The organism is Lentzea sp. NPDC092896 (assembly GCF_044754905.1).
In the GTDB taxonomy this organism is placed as follows: domain Bacteria; phylum Actinomycetota; class Actinomycetes; order Mycobacteriales; family Pseudonocardiaceae; genus Lentzea.
Genome location: NZ_JBIVPX010000001.1, coordinates 1,577,077 through 1,592,271, shown reverse-complemented (window position 1 = coordinate 1,592,271; position 15,195 = coordinate 1,577,077). Strand labels below are relative to the sequence as shown.

Sequence of the window (15,195 nt, the reverse complement as noted above, 5' to 3'; positions counted from 1 at the left end):
CGCACCGGCAACCCTGCGGCTACTCCGATCGGATGCAACGTGGGTGAAACGTTCGCGGTTCTACGTTCGCCGCCTGTTCGCAACGACGCGGAAGGCAGGCCCCATGGCGAAGTACGCGGCTCCAGGACAACCGGACAGCGTGATCACCTATCGCGACCGGTACGACCACTTCATCGGAGGCGAGTACGTGCCGCCCGCCAAGGGCCAGTACTTCGCCAACCCCACCCCGGTCACCGGCGAGGACTTCACCGAGATCGCCCGCGGCACCGCCGAGGACGTCGAACGCGCCCTGGACGCGGCCCACGGCGCCGCCCGTTCGTGGGGGAAGACTTCGGTCGCGGACCGCGCGAACGTGCTCAACAAGATCGCCGACCGCATCGAGGCCAACCTCGAGATGCTCGCGGTCGCGGAGACGTGGGACAACGGCAAGGCGGTCCGCGAGACGCTCGCCGCCGACCTGCCGCTCGCCGTCGACCACTTCCGCTACTTCGCGGGCGCCCTGCGTGCCCAGGAGGGCGGCATCTCGCAGATCGACGAGGACACGGTCGCCTACCACCTGCACGAACCGCTCGGCGTCGTCGCGCAGATCATCCCGTGGAACTTCCCGATCCTGATGGCGGTCTGGAAGCTCGCGCCCGCACTGGCCGCGGGCAACGCGATCGTGCTCAAGCCCGCCGAGCAGACGCCGGCGTCGATCCACGTCCTGATGGAACTGATCGCCGACCTCATCCCGCCGGGCGTGCTGAACGTCGTCAACGGGTTCGGCGTCGAGGCGGGCAAGCCGCTCGCGTCCTCGCGCCGCGTCGCGAAGGTGGCGTTCACCGGCGAGACCACCACCGGCCGGTTGATCATGCAGTACGCCAGCGAGAACATCATCCCCGTCACGCTGGAGCTCGGCGGCAAGTCGCCGAACGTGTTCTTCAACGACGTGGCCGCGCAGCGGGATGCCTTCTACGACAAGGCACTCGAAGGCTTCACGATGTTCGCGCTGAACCAGGGCGAGGTCTGCACGTGCCCGTCGCGGGCGTTGGTCCAGAGCGACATCTACGACAGCTTCATGGGCGACGCCGTGGCACGGACTCGCGCGATCAAGCAGGGCCACCCGCTCGACACCGAGACGATGATCGGCGCGCAGGCGTCCAACGACCAGCTCGAGAAGATCCTGTCCTACATCGACATCGGCAAGCAGGAGGGCGCTCGCGTGCTGACCGGCGGCGAGCGCGCCGACCTCGGCGGCGAGCTGTCCGGCGGCTACTACGTCACGCCGACGATCTTCGAGGGCGACAACAAGATGCGGATCTTCCAGGAGGAGATCTTCGGCCCGGTCGTGTCGGTCACACAGTTCTCCGACTACGACGACGCCATGAAGACCGCCAACGACACCCTGTACGGCCTCGGCGCGGGCGTCTGGTCCCGCGACGGTTCGGTCGCCTACCGCGCCGGCCGCGACATCCAGGCGGGCCGCGTGTGGGTGAACAACTACCACGCCTACCCGGCGCACGCGGCGTTCGGCGGCTACAAGCAGTCCGGCATCGGCCGCGAGAACCACAAGATGATGCTCGACCACTACCAGCAGACCAAGAACCTGCTCGTCAGCTACTCCCCGAACGCCCTGGGCTTCTTCTGATGCCCCGCGTCGCACTGACCCCTGAGGCCGCGGACGTGCTCCGCGGCCTCAGGGCTGAGCACGGCGACCTGATGTTCCACCAGTCCGGCGGCTGCTGCGACGGCTCCGCCCCGATGTGCTACCTGGCCGGGGAGTTCCGCACCGGCGCGTCCGACGTGCACCTCGGCGACCTCGCGGTCGACGAGTTCGTCATTCCTGTGTGGATGTCCGCGGCGCAGTTCGAGTACTGGAGCCACACGCACCTGACGATCGACGTCGTGCCCGGTCGTGGGAGCGGTTTCTCGCTGGAGGCACCGCTTGGAATACGTTTTCTGGTGCGCTCTCGACTGCTCACGAACGAGGAGCTCTAGCATGCCCGCATGACCGTCCAATGCGGATGCTGCGGAGCCGAGATCACCTCTACGGACCGCATCGACTACAGGCTCAACCGTCCGGAGCAACTGCTCGGCGTGCCCGGCGAGCAACTCGGCGCCCCCACGGGCGGGTTGCTCGTCGGACCGGACGGCGACTCCTACATCCGTTGCCTGCTCCCGGTTCGGCTGACCGGCGGAACCGAGCTCGTGTTCGGCGCGTGGACCCAGATCAGCAAAGTCGACGCGATGTACGCGCACGCCGTGTGGGACAACGACGAGCAGTACGCGAACCTGCGGATCTCCGGCAGGTTCGCGAACGTGATCAAGCCGTGGGACCTGCTCGGCGTGCCCGTCGAGGCCGCGGTGCTCAACACCGACGAGCTGCCGTACTTCACCTCGCACCCGGTGCTGGAGCGGGAATGGGACCGCGACGAGGTGCTGTGCCGCATCCGGCACCCGTTGCCGATCCCCGTCCGCGAGACGCTCGGCGAGGTCTGGACCATCGAACGCACCGACGGCATGCGCTGCGCGGTCGACGGCCGCACGGTCAGGTTCACGAGCCCGGACCGCCGGGTGGCGCTCGACGTCTACGCCGACCTCACCGGCGGCAGCGTGAGCGACTTCCTGGGCGCGGTCCTCGACGGCTACCCCGCGAGCGCCGAGCACTCCGTCTCGCACGACGGCCCGGAGTTGCGTCACGCGTTCTGGCTCAGCGAGGTGATCGACGGCCACGAGGAGCAGGTGTTCCACGGGCACGTCGTCCGTCCCGGCACGATGATCTCCGTGCGTTGCGTGTACCGCTACCCGGTGGACAGGGCGTGGGCGCAGCACGTGCTCAACAGCGTCCGGTACATCGGGTGACGGCCTGCGCGTGCTGCGGCACCGAGACCGACGACTCCGGCGCCATCGACCTCGACCTGGGCCTGCCCTCGGGGGTGCGCAACCCGAAGCTGCTGGCCGGCGGCAACGTGCTGCTGGCCGACGACGCCTCGTTCGTCAGGAGCGTGCTGCCCGTCGAGCTGACCGGCGATCTGGAGCTGTGGTTCGGCGCCTGGATGCGGGTCGGTCTGCAGGAGGCCCTGCACGCGGCTGATTCGTGGGACGGCCCCGGCTACGCCTCGCTGAGGTTCACCGGCACGTTCGCGCACGACGTCAAGCCGTGGGACGGCCTGCGCGGCGCGGAGGTCGTCGCCGAGGTCCGCGAGCCCGATGACCTGCCCGAATACGTCCAGCACCCGTTGCTCGGCACGACCTGGGACCGCGACGAGGTGCTCAGCGGCTACCTGGTCGAACTGCCGGTCTCGATCCGGCAGAAGCTGCCCGGCCAGTGGAGCATCGAACGGACCGCGGGCCTCACCCCGCACGTGCTCGAGGAGGGCCTGCGCTTCGCCGGTCCCGGCCGCGCGGTGTTCGTGGACGTCCGCAGGGCCATCGGCACGTCCGCCGAGAAGTTCCTGGAGCTCGCGCTGGAGGGCGCGCCGGACGTGCCTGAGGAGCAGCAGTTCCTCGTGCGCGACGGTGTCGAGCTGCGGCACGCGTTGTGGCTCACGGCCAGTTCGGACGGCGTGACGCGGCACGAGTTCCACGGCCACGTCGCGCGGTTCGGCGAGATGCTCGTCGTGACGTGCGTGCACGACGACCCGGCCGACCACGCGTGGGCGCGGCACGTGCTGAACAGCGCCCGCTTCCGTCGCGTGACTCGCTCGTAACGTCAGGGAAATCCCAAGTTTGTGTGAGTGAACTGGACCACTTATCGAGCTGGACCCACGATTCCGCCATGAACGTCCTGCTGGCATTCGCACTCACCGCGAGTCTCACGTCGCCGGTGCACCTGCCCCCGACCGCACCGTGCCCGGAGAACGTCCCCGCAGGCACCACCTGCTACGAGGGCCGGGACCCCAACGGCGCGTACTACACGATCGCCGTGCCGAAGAAGTGGAACAAGACGCTGGTCGTGCACTCGCACGGCGGGCCCGACCTGGGCGAGCCCACGCCCGAGCGCACTCGTGACGACCTGAACCGCTGGGCGGTCATGGTCAAGGAGGGCTACGCGTGGGCGGGCACCTCGTACCGGCGCGGCGGTTACGGCACGCGGATGGCGGCCGAGGACACCGACAACCTGCGCAAGATGGTCAGCGCGATGCTCAAGCCGCACAAGGTCTACATCCACGGGCAGTCGTGGGGCGGCAACGTCGCGGCCAAGACCATCGAGCTGTACAAGGGTTATGACGCGGCGCTGCTCACGAGTGGTGTCATGGCCGGCGGTTCGCGCGGCTACGACTACCGCGTCGACCTGCGCGTTGTCTACCAGTACTACTGCGGCAACCACCCGCGGCCGTCCGAGGCGCAGTACCCGCTGTGGCAGGGCCTACGTCCCGGTTCCACGATGACGACCGCCGGGCTGCGCGGCCGGATCGAGGAATGCCTTGGCGTGGCCGGCAGCCGCACGCCCGAGCAGCAGCAGAAGCTCACCGACATCCTCACGGTCACGAAGATCCCCGAGGAGACGCTGAACTCGCACCTGAACTTCGCGACGTTCACGTTCCGCGACATCGTGCACCTGCGGCTGGGCGACCGGAACCCGTTCAGCAACACCGGTGTGGTGTACAAGGGTTCGCACGACGACAAGGCGCTCAACGCGGGCGTCGAACGCTTCGCCGCCGACCCCGCCGCCCGTGCGGAACTCGCGTACGACAGCGACCTCACCGGGAAGATCGACATTCCGGTGCTGTCGGTGCACGCGATCGGCGACCCGACCGCGTTCGTGGAGCACGAGTCGGCCTACAAGGACGCGGTGACGAAGGCCGGACGCTGGTACAACCTCGTGCAGACCTTCACGACCGAGGCCGTGCACAGCGCGTTCAGCGACTCCGAGTACGCCGCGGCCATGCAGTCGCTGGAGGCCTGGGAGAAGTGGGGCATCCGCTCCAACGCGTTCCTGATCGCGGCGGCCTGCCCGAGCCACGACAAGAAGTACGGCACCGGCTGCTTCTACAACCCCTGGTACAAGCCGAAGTCCTACGAGTCCCGGGTCGCGCCCCGCGCGTGACCCGTTCGGGGCCCGGCACACCGCCTCCACAACCGCTGTGCCGGGCCTCGGTTTCTCGGCCTTGACCTCCACATTGGTCGAGGTACGACGATCTTCACCATGACCGACATCGCGGAGATCGAAGAGCTCGTCGCCACTGTCCAGCACTCTCAGCAGAACGAGTTGGCCGAAGAGTTCATCGATCTCTTCCGCTCCGACGCGATCTGGACGACCGCGCACGGCAAACGCCTCAACGGACGCGACGAGATCGCCTCCTTCACCCGCCAGGTCCTGCCCGGCGCGGCGAAGGAGGCGACCGCCACGTACGAGGTGGCGCACGTGCTGTTCATCCGGCCGGACGTGGCGGCCGTCAAGATCCGCCAGCGTCCGGTCCGGCCGGACGGCACCCTGATCCTCGACCAGAACGAGGGATCACCGCTCTACGTCCTGTCCAAAGAGGACGGCGCGTGGAAGATCGCCGCCGGGCAGAACACCATCGTGCTCTAGCGGCCCTGCAACGACTTCACCTTGTCCCCGAAGGTCCAGTTCTTCGAGCCGTCCCAGTTGATCGACCAGGTCATGAGGCCCTTGAGCTGACCGCCGAAGCTGTTCCAGGCCTGCCCCACCAGCGTGGGGTTCATGTAGCCGCCGCCGGCACCGGGCTGCGCGGGCAGGCCGGGAACCTGCTTGTCGTAGGGCACCTTGATCGTGGTGCCCTGCACGACCAGCCCCTTGTCGAGGCACTGGGTCTGCGCCACGAAGCCCTGCACGGTCCCGGCCGAGTAGCTGTCGCCGGCACAGCCGTACATGGAACCGTTGTAGTACTGCATGTTCAGCCACCACAGGCGGCCGTTGTCCGCGTACTTCTTGATGATCGGCAGGTACGCGCCCCAGATCGAGCCGTACACGACGCTGCCGCCCGTCACGTACGCGGTCTCCGGCGCCATGGTGAGCCCGAACCCGGCGGGCATCGCCGCCAGCACGCCGTCGATGATGCGGATCAGGTTGGCCTGCGAGGCGGACAACGAGTTGATGTTGCCGCTGCCGACCAGCCCGGTCTCGATGTCGATGTCGATCCCGTCGAAGTTGTACTTCTTCAGGATCGGCACCACGGTCGCGACGAACTTGTTGGCCACGGCGGTCGAACTCAGGTCGATGCCCGCCGCCGCGCCACCGATCGACAGCAGGATCGTGGACCCGGCCGCCTTCGCCGCGCACATCTCGGCGGGCGTCGCGACCTTCACCCCGGCGTCCATGCCGTCCTCCCACAGCACGGTGCCGTCGGAGCGGATCACGGGGAACGCCGCGTTGATCACGTTGTAGCCGTGCTGCTTGATGCGGCTGTCAGTGATCGGCGTCCAGCCGAACGGCGGGTGCACGCCGTTCGACGCGCCGTCCCAGTTCTCCCAGTACCCGTGCAGGACCTTGCCCGCCGGACGGGGTTTGAGCGCACAGGTGTCGGCCGCCTGGGCAGCGGACGGGATGAGCACGGTGCTCATGAGCAGAAGCAGGGCGGTCAGTGCCCTCAGCAACAAGCGGGCAGACATTCGCTCACCTTTCGCTTACAGGCGGCGACCCGTTGTCATTGAAGCACGAAATGGTCCAGACCTCTACCGGGAGGACGAGGTGTCCCGCTGGTTCCCGCTCACGCCACCTTGATGACGACCTTGCCCGAGGTGTGACCGTTCTCGACGGTGGCGAGGGCGGCCGGGGCGTCCGAGAGCGAGTGGACCGCGGTGATCACGGGTGCGAGGACCCCGTCGAGGGCCAGCCGAGCGGACCGTTCCAGGTTCTCGCGGTCGAGGCGACGTTCGACGAAGCGTCCACCGAGATCGGCCACCGACGCGTCCCCCACGGCGATGACGGTGCGGGGATCCCTGGCCAGCGGCGCGACCGTTCGCAGCGAGGCGCCCCCGACCAGGTCGACGATCCCGTCGAACCCGTCTGGAACCAGCTCGCGCGCCACGGCGACCACGTCCTGCGCGGCGTAGTCGATGAACCGCACCCCGATGGCTTCGGCCTGCTCGCGCTTGGCGGTGCTCCCGGTGCCGATCACCCGCAGGTCGCGACTGACGGCCAGCCGGGCCACGGCGAGACCGACCCCGCCGCCGACCCCGTTGACCAGGATCGCGGCACCGGCCGGGAGGCCGAGCTGGTCGAGCGCGTCCACCGCGGTCGTCCCGGCCACCGGCAGCGTTGCCGCCACGATCGCGGACAAACCCGCCGGGACCCGTGCGGTGTTCGGCGCGGACAGCACCGTCGTCTCGGCGTAGGCACCGCCACCGGTGAGCGCGAAGCCGAAGACCGCGTCACCCACCTCGAGCGCGTCGACGTCCTCGCCCAATGCGAGAACGGTTCCCGCTGCCTCCATGCCCAGCACGCGGGGAAACGGACGCCCGCCGTCGAGTCCGGGGACCAGCCCCGAGCGCACGAGGTGGTCGAGGGGGTTCACACCGGCGACCTCGACCCGGATCAGCACCTCGCCGCGACCGGGGACGGGATCGGGACGATCGAAGAACTCCTGCACCTCGGGCCCGCCGTGCTCGCCGAAACCCAATGCCTGTCCCATTTTCTGCCGCCTCCCAGGTGACCGGCCCGGTGGTTCCGGGCCCTGTCACCACCTTCACCCCTGACATCGATGTGAAGGGCAAGCCGCTGAGGCGCGGGTCACAGCGTCAGGCGGGCTGCGCCACCTGCGCCGAGCTCCTGGACAACTTCGCCCGGTGGCGACTGTTGATCCGCATCAGCGCATCGAGCGCGTCCCGTTCCTCGGTCAACTGCGCGATGTCGGCGTCGATCCGGTCGCGCTCGCGCATCATCGCCGCGTACGTCTCCTCGGCGACACCAAGATCATCGGGAAGATCCACGCACGGCAGCACCGTCGCGATCACCCGGCTGGGCATGCCCGCGTCGAACAGCTGCCGGATGAGCGACACGCGGTCGACCTCGGCGTCGGAGTAGTGCCGCTGCCCCGCGTCGGAACGCGAGCTGGTCAGCAGTCCCTGCTCCTCGTAGTACCGCAGTGAGCGCGGACTCACGCCCGTGCGCTTGGACAACTCGCCGATCCGCATGTCTCAGAATTTACTCCCGCGTGCTCTCCGGCGATCGGCGTTGCTCAGCGCGCACACGCCGATGAGCGAACGGTCGATGCGATGATGTTGACCATGGAGCGGGTGGCTGAGTTCATCGAGAACGAGGTGTCGGCTGACCGGTTGCCGGGCGCTGTGGTGGGGGTCGTGCATCGCGGGCAGGTGGTCTTCTTCGAAGCCTTCGGCTACCTGGACAAGGCCGGCGGTGTTCCGATGACGACGGACGCCTTGTTCTGGATCGCGTCGATGAGCAAGCCGATCACGGCGGCCGGTGCGTTGCTGCTGGCCGAGCGGGGTCAACTCGTGCTGGACGAACCGATCGGCACGTACCTCCCCCAGTTCGCCGGACGGTCTGTGCAACCGTCGGTCCTCGACCTGCTCAGGCACACGGCGGGCATGCCGGAAGGTCTGCTCGGCGACTCACCGGTGCACGAGCTGTACGCGGAGGCGGTCGGCGACGGGATGACAGACCTGACCGGCGAGGAGTTCGTCAGCAGGTTGAGCGCACTGCCCCTGCTGCACGAACCGGGCGCGATGTGGCACTACGGCTGGGGATTGGACCTCACGGGACTGATCATCGAGTCCGTGGCGGGCATGTCGCTGGGTGACTTCCTGCGCAATGAGGTCTGCACGCCGCTGGGGATGCCGGACACGACCTTCGGTGTTCCGGAAGAACATCGTGACCGGTTCGCCCGGCCGTTGCCGCCGCACGTGCTCCCCGACCTGTCGATCGCGCGGTTCCACTCCGGTGGGGCGGGACTGGTCAGCACCGCGGGTGACTACCTGCGGTTCGTCCAGATGTTGCTGGACAAGGGAAACCCTCTGCTCGGCCGCAAGACCGTGGAGTACATGTTGTCCGACCAGCTAGCCCCCGGCACGGACACCAGCCGGTTGGAGAAGCCGGGCTGGAATCCCGGGCACGGCTTCGGCATCGGGCTCGCGGTGCGGCGGCGGATCGGTGGTTCGCCCACCCCGGGATCCGTGGGCGAGGTGACGTGGCCGGGCGCGGGCGGCACCACGTGGTGGGCGGATCCGAGCGAGGACCTCGGTGTCGTCGTGATGGCGCACACCACGGCCAAGATCGAACCGCAGCTCAGAGCGATGGTGCTGCGGTCCCTCCTTTGAACGCCTGACAGCTGCCATGCCGATGAGCAGACACTCAGCGGCGCGGTAGCGGTCGCCCGGATGGGGTTTCAGCTCGATCTTGCGTCGTCGACGTTTGATCGGATGGCCTCGTCCTGGATCGTCGGGCTCCCACCCACTCCGAACGTCAGATCTCCTGGCTGACTGTCCGCCGGGACCGACGACGGATCACCAGCGCCGGCAGGGAGCGCTGGTGCGGTCGCGGGCGACAGCGGACCGGTGGCGGTTCGGATTCACCGTGACGAACTGGCGCTGGTCGAGCGGCTCGTTCGGGCGGTCGCTTGGCCAGGGACGCGGTGGACCGGGTCGGCGGACGAATTCGTGGCGTCACTAGCCCGCAGTTCGTTCCCTTCCTGCCCGATGAGGTCGCCATCGTCGAGCTGGCCGTCAACCACGTGTACCTGGGGTCGATCGCGGTGTTCGCCAGCCATCCGTTCCGCCCGTTGCCGGCGCGTCAGGCAGGTGTTGGTTCGTCAGAAGCCGGGAAACACGCGACGCAGGTCGTCGAGCGTGACGCTGCCCTCGACGGTGACGCCCTTGTCGTACGGCGCCTTGAGACGGCCGCTGATCAGGCGGACGACCGCTTCCTGCGGCCCGTTGAACGTAGCGGAAGGCGCCTCGAGGTGGTCCACCACGGTGACCGCGTCGTCGATCACCAGACCGGCGCCGGGAATCGCGACGGACACGGGCGCCGAGAGCTCGGCGGGCTTCGCGAGGAAGCCCAGCAGGAAGCCCAGGGGCCCGGCCAGCAGGTCGACGAGCACCGCGGCCGAGTCGGCGTCCACCCCGGCATCGGGGTCGAAGGCCACCCGCACGTCCCACGAGTGGTTGGCCACCTCGTTGAGCCGCATGCCCAGGGCGGTCAGCAACGGGATCGGCTCCGGCAGGAAGCCGAGGTCGACGGTCAGCGACGAGCGCTGCTCGGGCGTGAGCGCCTCGACCATGTCGAGCCAGCGGCCGTTGTGCTCCAGGAAACCCTCGGCCTGCGCGCGCGGCGCGGACGCGTCCCAGCGAGCCCAGATCGTCTGGTTGTCCTCGGCCGCCACGGTCTCGCCGGCGGCCGAGGCGATCGGCGCACGGCCGATCTCCGCGCCGCTGCCGAGATGCGACAGAGCCTGAGCGACGGTCCATTCCTCGGCACCACTGGTGAGGGCCAGCTGTTCGTCGGTGAGGGTGCGGACGAGACCGGCGAGCACGTCGTACTCGGCACGCAAGGCAGTGATCGTACGGTCCACGAGTTGACTCATAACCAACCCCAACTCACGAACCCGCGGATGTGTTCCACCGATCAACGCCACACCGACTCGCCGCCACGAAAGCCGGCCCGTCAGTGCACCGATCCCGGCCAACGCACGCTCATGCCGAATTGCGGACGTCTCTCGAGGCTGACGCGCAGGCGCCTCGCGACCCTCGGCTGCTCCCCCGCCGGCGGCGTGTGTAGCCAGATGCGTGCGAACACGCGGAGGGGGACATCGGCACCGGGCACACCGGATCACTCCGGTGCGCCCGGCTTCCCGCGGCTATTTCCGCACCACGTGCAGTTGGCGCTGGCGCTCCGGGTCGTAGAGGTTGATGACGGTCAAGCCGTGCTTGCGGTGTGTCGCCGCGTTCACCAACAACGGCGTCAGGCCGCCGTAGACGCCGAACCCGCCCTGCTTGAGCAGGTGGGCGAACATCAGGTTGAACTTCTCCGGCGTGTCCTTGGTGTTGCCGATCTGGTTGTTCAGCAGGCCACCAGAGTTGATGATGACGTCCGCACCCTGCGACACGCCGAGATCGGCCGCCGCCTTGGTGGCGTCGTAGTTGTAGCTGAGCATGTCTCGCAGCAGGGCCTTGGCGGTCAGGTTGAACGTGGGCGGCACAGACAGCTGCCCAAAGCGGCGGGTGGCGACCTTGATGTCGGTCGGGCTGTAGTCCACCAGGACGTAGTTCAGGCTCATCGCGGGAAACATCGCGGCCAGCTCCTTGATGACCCGTTCGGCCAGGTCGCCGTTGCCGCCGGCGATGTCCAGGACAGTGATCTTCTTCGGGGTGGACGTGAACGGCACGACGCTGCACAGGTACTGGGTGATCTTGGGATGGACCTCGGTGTAGTAGGTCATGCGGTTGCCGCCGAGGCCCAGCCGCCAGTCGGCGGCTTTGTCCTGCCAGTGGGCGTCACCGGCCGTCTGTGTCGCCATGTTGGCTGTGTCGTCCTCGCAGAGGTTGCCGTCCAGGCCGTAGCGCAGGCTCAGCACCTGTCCGACGAAGTGGCCTTCGGTCTGGTGGCGGAGGCTGCGGTCCGCGAGCCTGACCACGCATTCCGCCGCCGACAACGACACGCCCTTGATCATCGTCGCCTCGATCGTGACGATCTGCAGGTTGTCGACCTGGAAGTGGAAGCCCGACACGTCGATCCGCATGATGCGATAGTTCGCGCCGCACAGTTTCAGCCACTCGGCATCGGTGATGCGCTGCCACTTGGACTCGTTCGCCGCACTGGTCAGCTTGGCGTGATTGGCCAGCACACTGTTGACGGTCGGCGTGCCGACGCCCTGGACCACTGGGAGCTTGCAGAGCTCGCTCATGGGCTTGTCGGCGCCGACGAACAGGACGTCGGGGTTTTCGATGAGCCTCTTCAGCAGATCGTTCCGTCCGGCGACGACTGCCTTCAGCGCGTTCTTGCGGGCGAAGTAGGTGTTGTCCTCCTCGGTGCCCTGCTGCGTCTTGGACAGCTCGTCGACGTACGCGCACATGTAGGAGAACGCCAACCAGGTGATCGCGCGGCGCTCGTCGTACCCTGGGTGGTTCGGCTGGACGACGCTGAAGAGCGTCCTCAATTGGTCGGACTCGCTGAGGGCGCTGTCGGTGAGCAGCTGACTGGTCGCGTCGCATTCGGTCAGCAACTGGATCAGGCCGCCGCCGAGGAACACCTCGGTGGCGATCTGGTCGATTCGCGGCACACCCGTCCAGCGGCCCGGCATTCCCTGCATCTCGGCGCCCGGACTGTGGGTCATGATCCCCCAAACACCTTATGTGCCACAGGAAATCCGTGGCCGACGAGACCGTATCGACGCGGCCGGCCCCCGACAAGGTACGAAGGACCATGGGCGGCCGGACCGCTTCGTACCGATGGTGCCCGGAGTCGCGTTGTGCTGCCTTGGGTCGCAGCGCCTCGGAACCGAGATCGTCGGGCAGTGGCGACGACCAGCCCAACATCCCGCGCCACCGGCGCGTTCTCGTTCTGGCTGCTCATCGACACGACCGAGAACACCACGAACAAACCTGCCACGTGGTCCGGTGTGGCGCTCCATGATCTCCAGCACTGCGGCGGACAACCAGCATTTTCTCCTCGTCAGCAAACCACCGCTACTCGGTGAAGATGGCCGCCGGAATTCCACCTGTGTTCGCAACATTTGTTTTCCATCAACAGAAGTAACACCGCGCGCAGTCACGTCGATCTCCACTCAGCCGGAAGGAGAATCGATGAACTTGCTCGTTGACGCGGGCGATGAGACCGGCGTTCTGTGGACCTGGCTCAACCGCGAGGACGACCTCCGCGGAAAGATCAGGACCAAGTCCGTGCCGCCACCACCGGAGTCGATGTCCATCGACGTGGTGATCGCCGCCGACGGCGACGCCATCGCCGCTCTGGCCCGGTCAGTCTGCCGCTACCTGGAAGTGCGCGAACCCGGCCGCGGCACCGAACTGGAACTGACCGTGACAAGACCGAACGGGGAGAAGGTGCGGATCGTGGTCGCCAGGGGAACCGCCCACGGCTCGATCCTCGACCTCCTCCTCGGCGCTCACCTCGAAGGTACTGATGCGACTTCCCGTTCCTGACAATTCCCGGGTCGTCCTCATCGGCACCACGACCTATTCGGGCGAGCTGGCCGAATCCCCGCTGGAAAGCGTGCGCAACAACGTCATCGACCTGATGGAAGTGCTGACGCACAAGGAGTTCGGCGGTTTCCGGCGCGACCACTGCGTGCAAGTGCTCGACGAGCCTGATCCGCGCCGCGTCCTCCACGTACTCGGCGAGAACGCCGACCTCGCCACCGACGTGCTCCTCGTGTACCTCGCCGGCCACGCACGACCCAAGGACCCGGTCGGCAACGAGCTCTACGTCTGCCTGCAGAAGACAGATCCGGCGGAACGGCACTGGTGGCTCGACGCGTTGTCCTTCGGCGACGTCCGGAACGTGGTGCGGCACAGCCCGGCGGCGAACCGGATCATCATCGTGGACACGTGCTTCGCAGGCCTGGCCCTGCCGGATGCGATGGGTGAGGGCGAACTGTTCCAGGTCGCCGGCGCGTACACGCTGACGGCCGTCTCGGAGAACGAGCGGGCGTTCGCCCCGCAGAACGCGCGGAACACCGCGTTCACCGGAGCACTGACCCGACTGCTCACCGAGGGCGTGCCCGGTCATGACGACTTCCTCTCGCTGCCACGGGTGTTCCCCATCCTCAGGAACACCTTGATGGCGGAGGAACTACCGCAGCCGCGGCATCATTCGACGGAGACGGTCGACCACCTGGCCGTCGTGCGCAACCGAGCCACCCGGCCGAGCACCGCGCTCCCCGACGACGTTCGCGCTCTGCTGATCGACCCCATCAACACGGTTCGCCTCAGCGCGGTCGGCAAACTCGCAGTGCTGCATCAGACAGGTGATGACGCTGTGCGCAGCGAGTCCAGAGCCGCGCTTGTCCGGCTCGTCGAGGACGACAGCAGAACCGTGGCGAACGAGTCCCGGCGAGTCCTCGACGACATCGACGACAAACCCGCCACCGTGCCACCGACGCTGTCACCGCCGACACCCACGTCGCCGGCGCCCGCCCACAGGACGCCCACCCCACTGACCGACCTCTGGTGGATCGCCAGCGGAGGAGCGTGTGGAACTCTCACCGGCCTGGTGCTCCTGCTCCTCGGCTGCGTGGCCGAGCAGGCGCTGCTCGCGGGTTCGGTGGCCGCGGTCCTGAGCTATCTGGCCGCGGTCGGAACCGCGTCCTCCCAGAAACGGAACCGTACTTCATGACCCGTCCCCGACTGCTCCCCCTGCTCGCCGCCGTCGTGATGTCGACCGCCTCGGCCGGTGTCGCCTACGTCTCCTTCGACTTCCCCGCCAAGTACCTCGGCTCCGAACTCGTCATCGGCATCAACGGCACGTTGCCGGGATGGAGCCACCCGTCGGGGCAGACGATGACGAAGGGCTTCGACATCGACCTGGCGAAGTTCATCGCCGCGGAAGTCGGTGCCGATCACGTGCGCTACGAGCCACTCAAGCCAGGCGAGCGCGTTACCGCGCTGCTGGAGAAGAGGGTCGACCTGGTCATTTCAAACTTCTCGATCGAGGGCAAAGCCTGGCCCGACACCTCGAAAGGGCGGCGCGAGCTCATCGACTTCGCAGGGCCGTACTACAAGGACAACTCGGGAATCATGTACTCCGAACAAAAGCTGGCCGCGCTGCCTGAGGTCCGCTCAGGCATACCCGTGGCGAGGGTATGCGCCAGCAACGGCACAACCGCGGTCGACTATCTGGACGGCGGCGGTGTCAAACTCGACCAGCCCGAGTGCTTCAAACGGTTTGCCGATCCCACCGACCTGGGAGTCGTCGGGGTCGTGACCGACCAGTCCATCCTCACCGCGTACACCCTCGACCAGAAGACCACAGTCGCACCGGCGGAGTGGGAGGACGAACAGTTCCCCATCAAGGACAACGAGTTCTACGGCGTGGGGATGCGCAAGGACGTACCTGGCCTGTGCGTCAGACTCAACGCGGCGATCAATAAGTTCCTCAGCGGCCCGTGGGACACCGCGTTCGAGGCGAATCTGAAGGAGATCAAGCAGCGAGATTCGCACAAACCGCGATCCATCGACTCGACGTTGTGCGACTAACACATCGCCAACGCGCGAAGTCCCAAACGCGGTCCGGCGACCTGACCACGCACAAGGCTCCTGCAGCTTCCTAGTCGTTGA

At 67.4% G+C, this 15,195-nt stretch carries 15 protein-coding genes; 10 read left to right on the top strand and 5 right to left on the bottom strand.

What is annotated here, in order from left to right; all coding sequences use genetic code 11:
• The first annotated feature begins 103 nt into the window (after nt 1-103).
• From adh to ACIQF0_RS07060, 6 genes are all read left to right on the top strand, one after another.
• Nucleotides 104-1,627, top strand: a complete 1,524-nt coding sequence (adh, locus tag ACIQF0_RS07085; protein ID WP_401025489.1) for an aldehyde dehydrogenase — start codon at nt 104-106, stop codon at nt 1,625-1,627.
• Nucleotides 1,627-1,977, top strand: a complete 351-nt coding sequence (locus ACIQF0_RS07080; RefSeq protein ID WP_401025486.1) for a DUF779 domain-containing protein — start codon at nt 1,627-1,629, stop codon at nt 1,975-1,977. The genes adh and ACIQF0_RS07080 overlap by 1 nt, the downstream gene beginning before the upstream one ends.
• A gap of 9 nt (nt 1,978-1,986) precedes the next feature.
• Complete coding sequence (locus tag ACIQF0_RS07075; protein ID WP_401025483.1) at nt 1,987-2,841, top strand: hypothetical protein; 855 nt, start codon at nt 1,987-1,989, stop codon at nt 2,839-2,841.
• Complete coding sequence (locus ACIQF0_RS07070; protein ID WP_360029438.1) at nt 2,838-3,689, top strand: hypothetical protein; 852 nt, start codon at nt 2,838-2,840, stop codon at nt 3,687-3,689. Before ACIQF0_RS07075 ends, ACIQF0_RS07070 begins: the two co-directional genes overlap by 4 nt.
• A gap of 68 nt (nt 3,690-3,757) precedes the next feature.
• Entirely contained in the window at nt 3,758-5,029 is a 1,272-nt protein-coding gene (locus ACIQF0_RS07065; RefSeq protein WP_401025481.1) for an alpha/beta hydrolase family protein, read from the top strand.
• Nucleotides 5,030-5,128: 99 nt separating this feature from the next.
• Nucleotides 5,129-5,515, top strand: coding sequence for an SgcJ/EcaC family oxidoreductase (locus ACIQF0_RS07060; RefSeq protein WP_401025478.1), 387 nt, complete (start codon nt 5,129-5,131; stop codon nt 5,513-5,515).
• Here ACIQF0_RS07060 and ACIQF0_RS07055 read toward each other — a convergent pair.
• The 3 genes from ACIQF0_RS07055 to ACIQF0_RS07045 all read right to left on the bottom strand — a co-directional run bounded on the left by ACIQF0_RS07055 (nt 5,512) and on the right by ACIQF0_RS07045 (nt 8,079).
• Nucleotides 5,512-6,555: a chitinase gene (locus ACIQF0_RS07055; RefSeq protein ID WP_401025475.1), complete on the bottom strand. Its 1,044-nt coding sequence runs from the start codon at nt 6,553-6,555 to the stop codon at nt 5,512-5,514. The genes ACIQF0_RS07060 and ACIQF0_RS07055 overlap by 4 nt on opposite strands.
• 98 nt (nt 6,556-6,653) lie before the next feature.
• Nucleotides 6,654-7,577, bottom strand: coding sequence for a zinc-binding alcohol dehydrogenase family protein (locus tag ACIQF0_RS07050; protein ID WP_401025472.1), 924 nt, complete (start codon nt 7,575-7,577; stop codon nt 6,654-6,656).
• Nucleotides 7,578-7,683: 106 nt separating this feature from the next.
• Nucleotides 7,684-8,079, bottom strand: coding sequence for a MerR family transcriptional regulator (locus tag ACIQF0_RS07045; RefSeq protein WP_401025469.1), 396 nt, complete (start codon nt 8,077-8,079; stop codon nt 7,684-7,686).
• Between the two features lie 93 nt (nt 8,080-8,172).
• Here ACIQF0_RS07045 and ACIQF0_RS07040 point away from each other — a divergent pair, with 93 nt between their 5' ends.
• The gene (locus tag ACIQF0_RS07040) at nt 8,173-9,222 is read left to right on the top strand and encodes a serine hydrolase domain-containing protein (protein WP_401025466.1); all 1,050 of its coding nucleotides are present in this window, start codon (nt 8,173-8,175) and stop codon (nt 9,220-9,222) included.
• A 491-nt stretch (nt 9,223-9,713) separates the two neighbouring features.
• On the opposite strand, the gene ACIQF0_RS07035 is transcribed toward ACIQF0_RS07040, so the two are convergent.
• Both ACIQF0_RS07035 and ACIQF0_RS07030 read right to left on the bottom strand, forming a co-directional pair.
• On the bottom strand, nt 9,714-10,454 hold the full coding sequence (locus ACIQF0_RS07035) for a maleylpyruvate isomerase family mycothiol-dependent enzyme (RefSeq protein WP_401025463.1): 741 nt from the start codon (nt 10,452-10,454) through the stop codon (nt 9,714-9,716).
• Between the two features lie 306 nt (nt 10,455-10,760).
• Nucleotides 10,761-12,236 carry a class I SAM-dependent methyltransferase gene (locus tag ACIQF0_RS07030; protein ID WP_401025461.1) on the bottom strand — a complete coding sequence of 492 codons (1,476 nt, stop codon included), beginning with the start codon at nt 12,234-12,236 and terminating at the stop codon, nt 10,761-10,763.
• Between the two features lie 469 nt (nt 12,237-12,705).
• Between ACIQF0_RS07030 and ACIQF0_RS07025 the strand changes: the two genes are divergently transcribed.
• The 3 genes from ACIQF0_RS07025 to ACIQF0_RS07015 are packed head-to-tail and all read left to right on the top strand — an operon-like array spanning nt 12,706 to nt 15,114.
• Entirely contained in the window at nt 12,706-13,062 is a 357-nt protein-coding gene (locus ACIQF0_RS07025; RefSeq protein ID WP_401025459.1) for a hypothetical protein, read from the top strand.
• A complete protein-coding gene (locus ACIQF0_RS07020; protein WP_401025456.1) occupies nt 13,043-14,254 on the top strand; it encodes a hypothetical protein in 1,212 nt (403 codons plus the stop codon). Before ACIQF0_RS07025 ends, ACIQF0_RS07020 begins: the two co-directional genes overlap by 20 nt.
• Entirely contained in the window at nt 14,251-15,114 is an 864-nt protein-coding gene (locus tag ACIQF0_RS07015; protein WP_401025454.1) for a transporter substrate-binding domain-containing protein, read from the top strand. The genes ACIQF0_RS07020 and ACIQF0_RS07015 overlap by 4 nt, the downstream gene beginning before the upstream one ends.
• Nucleotides 15,115-15,195 lie beyond the last annotated feature (81 nt).

Bases quoted from the DNA above. Each gene is read 5' to 3' on its own strand.
- adh (WP_401025489.1), top strand. From the start codon at position 104: ATGGCGAAGTACGCGGCTCCAGGACAACCGGACAGCGTGATCACCTAT.
- ACIQF0_RS07080 (WP_401025486.1), top strand. From the start codon at position 1,627: ATGCCCCGCGTCGCACTGACCCCTGAGGCCGCGGACGTGCTCCGCGGC.
- ACIQF0_RS07075 (WP_401025483.1), top strand. From the start codon at position 1,987: ATGACCGTCCAATGCGGATGCTGCGGAGCCGAGATCACCTCTACGGAC.
- ACIQF0_RS07065 (WP_401025481.1), top strand. From the start codon at position 3,758: ATGAACGTCCTGCTGGCATTCGCACTCACCGCGAGTCTCACGTCGCCG.
- ACIQF0_RS07060 (WP_401025478.1), top strand. From the start codon at position 5,129: ATGACCGACATCGCGGAGATCGAAGAGCTCGTCGCCACTGTCCAGCAC.
- ACIQF0_RS07055 (WP_401025475.1), bottom strand. From the start codon at position 6,555: ATGTCTGCCCGCTTGTTGCTGAGGGCACTGACCGCCCTGCTTCTGCTC.
- ACIQF0_RS07050 (WP_401025472.1), bottom strand. From the start codon at position 7,577: ATGGGACAGGCATTGGGTTTCGGCGAGCACGGCGGGCCCGAGGTGCAG.
- ACIQF0_RS07045 (WP_401025469.1), bottom strand. From the start codon at position 8,079: ATGCGGATCGGCGAGTTGTCCAAGCGCACGGGCGTGAGTCCGCGCTCA.
- ACIQF0_RS07040 (WP_401025466.1), top strand. From the start codon at position 8,173: ATGGAGCGGGTGGCTGAGTTCATCGAGAACGAGGTGTCGGCTGACCGG.
- ACIQF0_RS07030 (WP_401025461.1), bottom strand. From the start codon at position 12,236: ATGACCCACAGTCCGGGCGCCGAGATGCAGGGAATGCCGGGCCGCTGG.
- ACIQF0_RS07025 (WP_401025459.1), top strand. From the start codon at position 12,706: ATGAACTTGCTCGTTGACGCGGGCGATGAGACCGGCGTTCTGTGGACC.
- ACIQF0_RS07020 (WP_401025456.1), top strand. From the start codon at position 13,043: ATGCGACTTCCCGTTCCTGACAATTCCCGGGTCGTCCTCATCGGCACC.
- ACIQF0_RS07015 (WP_401025454.1), top strand. From the start codon at position 14,251: ATGACCCGTCCCCGACTGCTCCCCCTGCTCGCCGCCGTCGTGATGTCG.